The organism is Glycomyces endophyticus, from assembly GCF_039531525.1.
Taxonomy (GTDB): Bacteria; Actinomycetota; Actinomycetes; order Mycobacteriales; family Micromonosporaceae; genus Glycomyces; species Glycomyces endophyticus.
Window position 1 is genome coordinate 41862 of record NZ_BAAAQF010000023.1, and the last position, 11760, is coordinate 53621.

At 68.0% G+C, this 11760-nt stretch carries 6 protein-coding genes; 2 read left to right on the forward strand and 4 right to left on the reverse strand.

The annotated features are described in order from the left end of the window. Positions 1-68 precede the first annotated feature (68 nt). Complete coding sequence (locus ABD419_RS21945) at positions 69-968, forward strand: restriction endonuclease (protein ID WP_344491206.1); 900 nt, start codon at positions 69-71, stop codon at positions 966-968. 100 nt (positions 969-1068) lie between these two features. Then, a complete protein-coding gene (locus ABD419_RS21950; RefSeq protein ID WP_344491209.1) occupies positions 1069-3129 on the forward strand; it encodes a GmrSD restriction endonuclease domain-containing protein in 2061 nt (686 codons plus the stop codon). Between the two features lie 32 nt (positions 3130-3161). Here ABD419_RS21950 and ABD419_RS21955 read toward each other — a convergent pair whose 3' ends face one another. The 4 genes from ABD419_RS21955 to drmA all read right to left on the reverse strand — a co-directional run bounded on the left by ABD419_RS21955 (position 3162) and on the right by drmA (position 11692). Next, on the reverse strand, positions 3162-5321 hold the full coding sequence (locus ABD419_RS21955) for a UvrD-helicase domain-containing protein (RefSeq protein WP_344491212.1): 2160 nt from the start codon (positions 5319-5321) through the stop codon (positions 3162-3164). A 117-nt stretch (positions 5322-5438) separates the two neighbouring features. Next, on the reverse strand, positions 5439-6185 hold the full coding sequence (gene drmC, locus ABD419_RS21960; protein WP_344491214.1) for a DISARM system phospholipase D-like protein DrmC: 747 nt from the start codon (positions 6183-6185) through the stop codon (positions 5439-5441). Then, a complete protein-coding gene (gene drmB, locus ABD419_RS21965) occupies positions 6182-8026 on the reverse strand; it encodes a DrmB family protein (protein WP_344491217.1) in 1845 nt (614 codons plus the stop codon). The genes drmC and drmB overlap by 4 nt, the downstream gene beginning before the upstream one ends. Positions 8027-8029: 3 nt before the next feature. Next, positions 8030-11692: a DISARM system helicase DrmA gene (gene drmA / locus ABD419_RS21970; protein WP_344491220.1), complete on the reverse strand. Its 3663-nt coding sequence runs from the start codon at positions 11690-11692 to the stop codon at positions 8030-8032. Positions 11693-11760 lie beyond the last annotated feature (68 nt).

Below are 11760 nucleotides of genomic sequence, written 5' to 3' on the forward strand. Positions count from 1 at the left end.
CGGCACATGCCGGTTTCATATCATTGATTCGCGACCACCCCTGCAATGCCGTCCGCCTGGAGCCGCTGATGCAATCCGAGACCCGTGTCCCCACCATGTGGGACCTGCTGTTCCCTGTCCTCGATGCCGTTCGTCGGCTCGGTGGCACCGCCTCGAACGCGCAGATCGACGAGGCGGTCATCGCCTCCGAGCGGTACTCCAAGGCGCAGCTTGAGACGGTCGGTTCGAACGGTCGCGAACTCATTCCATATCGAATGGCCTGGGCTCGGAGCTATCTCAAGAAGGCGGGGCTCCTGGAGAGCACCGAACGAGCAGTATGGACGGTCACTGAGAAGGGGAATGCGATCGGCAACGATGAGATGCTCCAGCTCGTGAAGGCGGTCTCCGATCGATCACGCGGGGAGGAGGTTCAGAAGGGGCGATCGGTGTCGATCGTGACCGTGCCCGATGACAGCGTCGACAACGTCGAGCAGCTCGCCGAGTATCTGTCACGGTGGCATCGCCTGGTCGGTGAATCGCTGCTCGATCAATTGCTACGGCAGCCGCCGGAGTTCCTCGAACGGGTCATCGTCGATCTGTTGTCAGCAATGGGGTATTCCGGTAGCGACGGATGGTCCAAGACTCTGGGAGGCCGGAGCGACGGCGGTGTGGACGGTGTGGTGATCGAGGACCAGCTCGGCATGCGCAAGCTCTACTGCCAGGCGAAGCGCTATGCGAAGTCCCGCCCGATCGGGCCAGGCGACATCCGAGACTTCATCGGCGCGCTGGACATCAAACGACGGCATGAGGGCGTCTTCGTCACGACCAGCAGGTTCACCGACGAAGCCCGGCAGGCCGCCGAGCTGAGTTCCAAGCACATCAGCCTGATCGACGGCCAGTACTTGAGCGAACTGATGCTGCGCTGCGACATCGCAGTGGCATCTCACTCGTTCGTGTTCAAGCAAGCCGATCCCGAATACTTCAACTGATCCCCGCAGGGATGCGCCGCTGTGGAAGCCGCGGGACCCGAACGGCTTCGATACGATGTGCGAGGCTCGATTCGAACCCCCGATGCTGGAGTCGCCGCATATGCGCCTGTACAAGGACACCACGTATTCAGTTCACCACCTCGTCGAGGACATCCGCAACGGGCGTCTCGCGCTCCCGGAGCTGCAGCGGCCATTCGTGTGGAACACGACGCAAGTGCGAAACCTGTTCGACTCCATGTATCGCGGCTACCCGGTCGGGTACCTGCTGTTCTGGGCCACCGGTGCCGACTCCTCCCGTCGCGGCATCGGCGAGAACGACGCTGAGCGGGCCGCCCAGTTGATCATCGACGGCCAGCAACGGACCACCGCGATCTACGCGGTGCTCACCGGCCGCGAGGTGCTGAAGAAGGACTACACGCGCACACGGATCACGATCGCGTTCCGACCCACCGACGCCACGTTCGAGGTCGCGAACGCCGCCACCAGGAACGATCCCGAGTTCGTCAACGACATCTCGCGCGTCTTCGCCCCGGGCTACGACCACTTCTCGGAGACGACGGCGTTCATCGCGCGCCTCGTCGAGCACCGCGAGGTCTCCGTCGACGAGCAGGGCCGCATCGCCCGCGCGTTGCACCAGTTGCAGGACTTGGCGAAAGCTGACTTCAAGGTCATCGAGCTTTCGGCTTCTGCGGGTGTGGAGGAAGTCTCGGAGATCTTCGTCCGGATCAACTCGGCCGGCACCGAACTCAACCGCTCCGACTTCCTGCTGACGCTCATGAGCGTCTACTGGGAGGAGGGCCGACGCGACCTCGAACGGTTCTGCGCGGACACCCGCGTTCCACGCATCGACGGGCAGCCTTCGCCGTTCAACTGGCACCTACACCCGAAACCGGTCGCGCTGCTGCGCGCCGACTTCGCCCTCGCGTTCCGTCGGGCCAGACTCGAGAGCGTCTACACCCTCCTGAGCGGTCGGGACATGCCCGAAGGTCCTGAGCGGGCCAAGCGTATCGACGAGCAGTTCCGCCGGCTCTCCGAAGCCCAGGACAAGGTCCTGAACCTGCTGCACTGGCACGAGTTCCTGCAATGCCTGGAACTGGCCGGCTTCAGAGGCCAGAAGATGATCACCTCCGACAACGCGGTGGTGTTCGCCTATGTGATGTGGCTGATCGGGCGTATCGATTTCAAGCTTCCGATCGACCGGTTGCGGCACCTGGTCGCCCGCTGGTTCTTCATGGCCCACACCACCAGTCGCTATTCCGGGTCGTTCGAGACGCAGGTGGAGCGGGACCTGTCGCAGATCTCCGGGCTCAAGACCGGAGATGCTGAGGGCTTCGAGAACCTGCTCGGCCGACTCATCGACGAGCGGATGACCAGTGACTGGTGGACGGTGACGCTGCCCGGTGACCTCGAGACCTCTGCGAGCCGGTCTCCCGTGCTCAGCGCGTACATCGCAGCGTTGAACATCCTCGACGCCGACGCGTTGCTGTCGAAGGTGAAAGTCCGCTCTCGGCTGGATCCGTCGATCAAGGCGCGCAAGGGCATCGAGCGCCACCACCTCTTTCCGCAGAACTACCTCAAGAGCACCCTCAAGGTTCAGGAGACCCGCAAGATCAATCAGATCGCGAACATGGCGCTGGTCGAGTGGGCCGACAACATCGCCGTCTCGGACCGTCCCCCGGCCGAGTACTGGCCGACGCAGGTGCAGGCCAACCGGCTTTCGCAAGCGGACCTGGACCGACACGTCTACTGGCACGCGCTCCCCGAAGGCTGGACCGACATGCCGTACGGGGATTTCCTCGCGCAGCGCCGGCGATTGATGGCCGGGGTCGTGAAGGACGCCTTCGAACGTCTCGCCAAGGACGACTACCTCGCGGTGTACCCCGAGCCGACGGGAACGGTGCCGGAGACCACGGATGATCTCGCGGACCTGATCGCCGAGGGGCTGGTCGTCCCTGGCGAATCGCTGCTCAACGAGACCGATCAGGTCCAAGTCACGGTGCTGGCCGACGGCAGACTCGATCTCGACGGCGCAGTCTACGACGGCCCGGATGATGCCGCGCGGGTCGCCGCGGGCGCCGCGCGTGACGCCTGGACGTATTGGTCGGTCGAATCACCGGGGGATGGTGTCCAGACGCTCGACTCGCTGCGTCAGGGTGTCTGAGGCTCATTTCGGAGCGACGTGGTCCGGTGTGATCAGGCCGCGCGTTCGAGACGCAGGAGCGGGCTTGGTTCGCCGGCCCAGGTGAAGACGACTTCGTCCCGGGCTCGGGTGACGGCCACGAACAGCAGGTTGCGGGCCTTGACCATTTCCAGCTCGTGACGGTGCGGATCGGTCTCCGCCAGCTCCCGAACGAAATCGTAGGGAAAGTACTCGGCTCCGATGCAGCTGATCAGCATGAACCGGTACTCCAGTCCCTTCAGCCGGTGCATGGTGCCGACGTGGACGGTCTCCGCCTCGGGCTCCTGGTCGGACCCGAGCTGGAAGCCGTCGATGCCCACAGCGTCAAGTGCGCCGAGCACCTTGCCGATCAGCCGCTTCTGCGGCACCGCGACGGCGATGCCGCCGGGTCCGTGCGCGTCGGTCCAGGCCCGCGCCTGGGCGGCGATCGCGGCGAGTTCCGCGTCTTCGTCCGCCTGGGGCCGGAATTCGGGGGTGGCACCGCTCATCACCGACCGGTACCCGGCCAGGCTGTCGGCTTCTCCGTCGAGGTTGTCGGCCTCCGCGCCCGCCTCGATCGCGAGCGCGGTCTTCAGGATCTCCTTGGTGGTGCGGTAGTTGAGGGTCAGGCGTTTCGAGCGGCCCCGGATCTCGATGCCGAGCTGTCCGAGCGTGACGGGCTGGCCGTAGATGCGCTGGAAGGTGTCGCCGGCGATGAACAGGTCGTCGCTGCGTTGCGGCGCGAGCGCCCGCAGCAGCACCCAGTGCGCGGAGGTGAGGTCCTGCGCCTCGTCTACGACGATGTGCCGGTAGCGGTACCCGCGTTCGGAGCGGTGTCGTTCGGTCAGTGCGGTGGTCGCTCGCATCTGCGGCCAGCACCAGGCCTGCTTCTCGACCAAGCGGGCACTGAACCGTTCGGACAGCTCCCACACTCTGGCCCGCTGGAGCCGGTTCAGACGGCGGGGGCGCTTCACTCGTCTGGCCTGAAGATAGTCGGAGCGCCGGGTGAGCAATTGGGCGCAGATGACCTCGGTCCACTCGTCGAGCAGGAACTCGGGAGTGAACTCGGTTTCTCCCTGCTCCTGGCAGATGAGCCGCCACCACCCGATCAGGTTGTTGTCGCCGACCGCGCTGCCGAGCCCGCCGGACTGCTCGGCGGCGAGCCGGTAGACGACGCTGTCGAGATGTTCGACATCGATGCGTCCCATCGTCTTCTCGTCGACCAGCAGGGCCAGTTTGCTCTTGAGGTCCACGGCGAGGTTGCGGGTGAAGGTGGTCAGCAGGACCCGGTCGTCGCCATCGGGATCGAGGCGCTTCGCGAGGCGCGCGGCGCGGTGGAGCGCGACGACGGTCTTGCCCGTTCCCGGCCCACCGCCGATGCGCGCGGGACCGTTGTAGGTGCGCTGGATGATCTGCTTCTGGGTGGGGTGGGGCCACAGGCGCCACTCTTGGAATCGGCCGTCGAGCATGGCCGCGACGGCTGCGTCGGAGCTGGTGACGTAGCTGGCGGGACGTTGCACGGCGGTCTCGAGGTCGGTGGTGTCGACCGGTTCGGCGGGCCTGACCGGGTCGGTGACGATCTCCTCGACCTCTTTGGCGGAGAACCCTTCGTCGAGGGCTTGCAGCACTTCAGCGGTGTGGTGGGGCGCCCACTCGCAGAACGACATCAGCTGGTCGAGGGTGCTGATCTCCCGGATCAGGGGCAGGAGCGGCGCCGGTACGCCCAGGTTGATCAGCACCTCATCCGGTTGGTCTTTGAACCGGTCGTCGGCGACCGGATCAGAGTGGGTGGTGAACGCTTGCGGTGCAGCCGGTTCTGCCTTGTCCATCCCGCGGACCGCGGCGCGCAGTTCCTCGAAGTCGGTGATCTCGAAGGCGCCGGTGACGGCGTTGACGGCCGCGCCGTATCGGCTCTCGATCCCGTCGTAGGCGGATTGCCGGGGCACCACGTCGAGCAGCATGAACTGGGCGCCGGTGATCTCGTAGAGGATCGCCCGGTAGTCGTCCGTGACGCGCGCCGACCAGAGCCGCCGGTCGCCCTGGAGCCGTTTGAGCCGGAGACCGGGCTGGTTCATGTTCGCGCAGAACTTCTTCTGGAACTCCACGAAGCGGGCGTAGATGTTGCGGTCGAGCTTCGCGAGCTTCCGCGTCGCGCCGCGGTCCATCGACAGCACGGCTTCCTGGGACTCGGTCATGCATGCGCTCCCTGAGGGGGACGGGTCAGATTACTGCACCGAATACGAGGTGAAGATATTACCGTCCGTCATCTTGCAAGGAGAACCGGCTCTGCGCGCTCCCTGTCCGGGTCGCGGTTATCCGATGCGTTCGAGCGTGCCGTTGCCGACGAGGGCACGCAGGTGCTCGGCGGCTCGCTGCGGTGCCGGGCCCCCTTTGACGAGCACGCCTGCTTCGATGTTGCGGCCCAGTCCGGAGCCGGTCAGATTCGCGCTGGTCACCAGGAGCGTCGTGGCGTCGGCGAGGGCGAGCTTGGCGTGGAGTTTGGCGTCGGCGGGTCGCTTGGCGGGCGGCCAGCCGTACAGCTTCAGTCCGTCGACGCCGGCGAATGCATGGGCCGGTTCGGAACCGCTGATGGCCGACCCGGCGCCTGCGAGCGTCTCGACGGCGATCGCGACGGCCACGCCGCGGCCGATCGCGCGTCTGATCGCTTGGAGCAGCGGCTCGTGGGGTTTGGCCGAGTAGGTGGTGAGCCAGAGGTCGTGCCTGCTGGCATCGACCACGGCGAGGAGGGTGGGGCCGGTGGCGCGGACTGGTACGCCGTGGACGGACGGACCGGTCCAGATGAGTTCGGCGGACTCCCGGTCGCCGGTCCGGCCGTCGGCGAGGCCGATCAGGTAGGACTCGGCGCGGTCGGCGCCCCATTCGCGGCAGGAGTGGACGAGATGGGCGATGCTCTCGACGGCGTCGGGTCTGCCGAGCCGGTCGGCGATGATCGCCGGTTCTCCCCCTGCCGCGATCTCCTGAGCACTGGCCGCCAGCGCGGTCGGTCCGATGAGGTCGAGCAGCCGCAGTGCCGCGGTGCGGACCTCGTTGCCGTTCACGCCCATGACGGGAAGAAGGCGAGGTCGTCGCCGAGGTCGGTGACGAAGCGGCGGTCGAGGAATCGATTTCCGCGTTCGCAGGTGGTCTCGGAGACGAACAGGCAGGAGTGGCAGGCGGCCCCGTGCAGCGAGTCTGCGGGATCGGCGGGGAGGTGGTCGGCGCACACCGGGTCGCCGGAGCATCGTTCGGCTCCGGTGAGCGCCTTGCCGACGATCCGTGTGAGCTGGTTCGGTTCGGCGAGGCTGACCAGGCCGCCGAGGGTGCCTTCGGCGTCGGGGACGGCGGTGTAGATGAGGATGCCGGCCTGGTCCCCCTTGCTGTAGATGCGTTCTGCGAGGCTCGCCGAGTTGTAGCCGCATTCGAGGGCGATCGAGCGGATGAGCAGGTGTGAGAGCGTGTGGAGGACGACGTATCCGGTGCCTGGCCAGCCGGCCATGGGGTCGAAGCCCCCGGTGAGCCGGTTGGAGTGGCGGTTCTCCCGGAACTTCAGCCAGGCGCTTTGGAGGCGCTGCACGGCACTGCTGGATTCGACCTTCGCCGTCCACTGCCGCAACGCGTCGGCGTCGATGCGGAGGAAGAGTCCTTCGCCGAAGACTTCGCTGGTGGGCACCCAGGTGGGTTCGTGGCGGCTGACAGGCGCGGTCGGCACCAGGTCGGGTTGTTCGGGGTCGGGGGCGTCGAGCCGGGTGAAGCCGTAGAAGGCCCGGACTTCGCGGAGGCGTTCGGCGCGGACCACATCGGTGAAGAAGGGCTTGAGCCGTTCCGGGACCCCTTCGGGGTCTCGTACGGCGGTGAAGTTGCGGCCGTCGTCGGGGAGGGTCTTCGCGGTGAGGGCCTTCCATTCGGGTTCGAGGAGGTCCCGCCGCTCGGTGTCCTGCGCGCCCGGCGTGTACGCGTCCATGGCGGCTCGCAGTTCGGCGGCTTCGAACTCCGCGAACGGCTTGAGCTGCGGCAGCGACCGCATGAGCGGCGCCATCTGCTCCGCGCTGAGCGTGGCGACCATCTGGAGGGTCTCCCAGTGGTCGGCGACGAGTGCGGCGAGCTTGTCGGCGCTGTCGGGCGGGACGGAGAGCACCGACGCCGTCTGCGGGAACCAGAGGTTGGAGGCGCCCACGATGAGCGGTGAGAGGTCTTCGAGGCAGTCGTCGAAGGTGTTCAGGTGGGGGTGGCGTCCGCGGCAGCCCGGCAGGTTCGCCTTCCCGAGTTCCCCCATGGCGTCGCGGAGGTTCCGGTCGGAGCCGCAGTCCTCGCATTTGATGAGCACGTTGACGGCCCGGTTCCCGGCCCGGTCGAGCATCGTCAAGCGCGGCTTCTCGGCTTTCGGGCACGGCGCGGCGCGGTGGACGAACCATGCGTAGGGGAACTCGTCGAGGTGGCCGGCGCGGCAGGCCAGGAGGAACCGCGCCGGCACCGCCTTGTAGTCCTTCTTGCCGCCGCAGTTGCGGTGCTCGAATCTGGCGAGGTCGGGGCGCTTGCGCTTGTCGTTGACGTAGGTGAAGTTCTTGCTCTCGATCGAGTCGAGCCGGTTGCATTTGGTGCATCGCAGCCAGGCGGGGAAGGGCCGGGCCGGCACCCCGATGTTCGTCTTGTCGTCTTCTTCGGACAAGGGGATGAGCCGCAGTTCGCCGACCTTGCGGCCGACCTTCCGGCGCACCTCGTCGAGCAGGCGCGGTTCGAGGACGACGCGGGTGTCGTTGCGGTAGTGGGGCTCCCAGTCGTCGAGTCCGCCGATGAGCGCGGCCATGTTCGGCAGGTCGACGATCGCGCCGATCCCGCCGGTGAACATGAGGTGGCTGGGCCGGGCCGAGCCGACCGCCCTGATGGGTTGTTTCGGGGCCATCGCTCACGCACCGTCCTTCGCATCGCCGGGCCGCTTCTTGACTCCCCAGTCCGGTGTGCCCGGCACTCGGGCGTAGACCTCGTCCTGCAACGGGAACAGGAGCTTGGCCTCGCCTTCGGTCTCGCGCATCGAGTTGGCGACGGTGCGCGTTCCCCACTCCGAGCCGTCCGCGGTCTCCAGGAGGCCGTTGCGGTTCGTCTGGCTCTGGCCGGCACGGTAGACCAGGTTCCCGACGGCCCGTTCGTTCTCCCAAGCGTCGAACAGGGCCTCGGCCCGTTCGCGGAGGTAGCCGCCGGCCTGACCGGCGACGTCCTGGGCCCGCTCGGCGAAGCTGTCGACCACGTCCCGGACCGAGCTCGAAGTCCGCTCGAACGCCGCCGCCGCGGGGTTCGCCGATGAGGCGATGTCGCCTTGCCGGATCGCCGCCACCAGCGCGCCGGTCGCGCCCCGGTCGAGCGCGCGCCTGGTGAACGGCGTCACCGACAGCGCTTCGACCTGCCGGTAGAAGTTCGCGTGGTAGTGGTAGAAGTCCTCGAAGTGGCCGAGGTCGCGGGGCCGGGTCCAGTTGTACAGGGCCACAACCAGGCCGGGGCGGTTCGCATCGCGGCCGACTCGTGAGGACGCCTGGATGTACTCCGCGGTGTTCTTCGGCTGCCCGGTGACGACCATCAGCCCGAACCGGGAGACGTCCACACCCACTTGGAGCATCGACGTGGCGAGGACCGCGCCCGTGCGGGGGTCGCGCTCGCTCATCTCCTTCGCCCGGGGGTCGACCTCGCGCCGCTGCTTCCTGGCCACCGAGTACTCGCCGCGCCAGCCGCGTTTGCGCTGCGTCGTGTCGCAGTCGGGGTCGAAGCCGACTTCGAGGTCCGCGAGGGTGGCCGCGACCTCGCGGGAGGCGATGCGGGAGGTCAGCTCGGTGATCTTGAGCGTCTCACCGCCGACCAGCCTGCGCGGGAAGCCGTCTCGGGGCCGGCTGATCCTGATCGAGACGTCGTCGTCGAGGTAGCGTCGCATCCCGGCGAGCTCCCGGGTGGCGTTGAAGTAGCCGACCGGGGTCATGTACGGGTCGGCGGCCGTCCCGTGCTTGTCGAACAGGGCCTGCCCCACCAGGAGCATCGTGTCCCACAGGCGGATCTCGGCCTGCTTGAGCCGCACCCCGTGCGCGCACAGGCCCAGGTAGCGGCGGCCGGGCGTCTGCTGCGTGACCGCATCCTGCTTGGAGAAGAACGTGTCCTCGATGTCGAGCACCGGCGGCGGGAACAGCGCCACCCCCCGGTCGTAGATGCCCCGCACCTGCGACGCGGAGCGCTTGGTCGTGGCCGTTGAGGCGACGATCTTCGGGCCGACGGTGCGGCCGTCGTCGAGCTCCCACTGGAGCAGGTAGTCCACGGCCGACTCGAACAAGGCCACACTGGTGCCGAGCGCACCCGAGATCAGGTGCAGCTCGTCTTGGATGATGAGGTCCCACGGGCGCGGCCGGACCACGGGCACCGCCTTGACCGCGGGCCAGCGCCCCTTGGCCTTGTGCTGGCCCGTGCAGTCGACCTTCCCGTCCAGGTCGGGGTGCTTGTAGCCGTGTCGGGGGCAGCGGCCGCTCACCCGGCCGAACAGCATTCCCGCTTCGCCTTTCAGCGGCAGCTGCGCCAGCTTGTCGACGGTGGCGATGACGAACGCGGGCAGGAGCCGGTAGATCTCCTCGTCCACGCTCACGATCGGCACGCCCTCGTCGGGGGACTCCCGCCGCGAGAACGGGCAGCGGTCCTCCGCGCTGTTGCTGCGCGGGCAGTAGACGAGCACGCGTTGGCGGTCGCCGTCGATCTCGACCGCATTGGGGTCGAACGGTTCGCCGCACCACGGGCACGCCTGGAGCTGGAGGACCTTCGATCCGGCGATCCTGCCGGACTCGCGCATGTCCGCGATGTCGTCTTCGGCGTCCTGGAAGGAGTTGGGCGTGACCTTCAGGCCCACCCACAGGCCGATCCGGTACGGCTCCTCGCCGAACACCGCAGGTTCGGCCCGGCGCAGCAGCTCGGCGGCGCACACCAGCGCCGAGGCCCGCTGGAACTGCTGCGAGGTCAACAGCCGCAACGTGTACCGCATGAACACGGCGACTCCGGCGGCGGCGTCCCGGGCCTCCTCCCCCGTGCCGGTGACGCCCTGGAGGCGTCGCATCGCGAGCGTGAACGCCGCCAGCCCGAGGTAGGCCTCGGTCTTGCCGCCGCCGGTCGGGAAGAACAGGAGGTCCACCAGGCCGTCATGGTTGGCCTTGCGCTCCTCGTGCCCCGGGTCGGCCAGGCTCGAGATGTTGAGCAGCAGGAACGCCAGCTGGAACGGACGCCACAACGCCGCACCCGGGCCCTTCGCCTCGATCGCGGCCTTCGCGGTCGGATAGTCCTCGCCGGTGGCGGAGCGACGGGCGGCGATCTGGGTGTGGAGCCGCTGCTCCTTCATCGCCGCCTGAGCGAACCTGAACGCCCGCAACGCATCGGCGTGGTGCTCCACGCTCTCGTCGGTGAGCAGCCGCACGCCGTCCCCGATGCGAGCGGCAATCCGGCGGGCGTCCTGCAACGACGACTCGGCGTACGGGCGAAGCTGCGCGGGAAGCCCTGCGAGGCGGCCGCCCTGCTCATCGAGCCAGTCGACGTAGCCCTCCGCGAGCGGCGCGAGACCGGCGCGCAGCGCCGGAGTCTCGACCCGGGCCAGCGCGGCCATCGACAGTTCGAGACCGGCCAGGCGGGGCGACTCCTCCGGGGTGGGCGCGGACGTGCCCGGCACGTCGGTCGCGGGCAGCCATTCGGTGCGCAGCACGTTCGCGCGCCTGGTCCCGTCGACCTCCTCGGCGGCGACGGCCACGTTGCGGCCCATCACATACTGGAGCTTGTTGCGGTAGAGCAGCCGCAGGCGCATGTCCTCGGCGTCCTCGACCCAGGTCGAGGGAATGTCGTCGGTGAGCGGGTCGTCGAGCGGCAGGAAGATCGGGGCGGCCCCGTCGAGGGCCCGGATCGTCAGCTGCGGCTGGAACAGCCAGGCCTCGTCGCCGTTGGAGCGCGGTTCGCGCTGGCCGTTGACGAGGCTGACGTCGACCACGGTGCAGTCGGTCTTGACCTTGGTCTCGACCTGGAGGATCACGCACGCCTCGTCGGGAGAGGAGCCGGTGAGCGCGATGCGCTCGGTTCCGGCCTGCAGCCGGACCTCTTTCGGGTAGGAGACGGGTTCGCGCTGCCACACCCGCATCGACTTGCCGTCCTCGTTCTCCTGGACGACCTTCTGGTAGCGGCCCCAGGCTGCGGTGACGTGGATGGTCTGGGTCTCGGGCGCGAGTTTGAACGACAGTCCCATGCTGGAGGCCCACAGGCGCCCGGCATCGACAGGGGGCGTCTGCTCGGGAAGTTCGGTGTCCTCGGTGGAGGCGATCGGGCCGGTGCCGTCGTCGAGTTCGGACGGGTCGTTCTCGGGGTCCTCGGCGTCGCGGGGCTCCCCGACGGGCCGAAGTGTCTTCGGCCCGAGCTGGCCGACCAGGTAGCGGTCGCGCGGACTGTAGGGCGAGAGCTGCTCGGTCTCGCCGCCCCAGGGCCCGAGGAGGTCGCGGGTGAGGTACTCGATCATGCCGTCGCGGACTTCGTAGGAGGTGGCTTCCTCGAAGTCCTGGGGGTCGTGCAGCAACTGGGCCGGGGTCGGTCCTTCGGGTGCCCCCGAGGCGCGGCCTGTGCGGCTGGACGGTGTGACCATGA

Bases quoted from the DNA above. Each gene is read 5' to 3' on its own strand.
- ABD419_RS21945 (WP_344491206.1), top strand. From the start codon at position 69: ATGCAATCCGAGACCCGTGTCCCCACCATGTGGGACCTGCTGTTCCCT.
- ABD419_RS21950 (WP_344491209.1), top strand. From the start codon at position 1,069: ATGCGCCTGTACAAGGACACCACGTATTCAGTTCACCACCTCGTCGAG.
- ABD419_RS21955 (WP_344491212.1), bottom strand. From the start codon at position 5,321: ATGACCGAGTCCCAGGAAGCCGTGCTGTCGATGGACCGCGGCGCGACG.
- drmB (WP_344491217.1), bottom strand. From the start codon at position 8,026: ATGGCCCCGAAACAACCCATCAGGGCGGTCGGCTCGGCCCGGCCCAGC.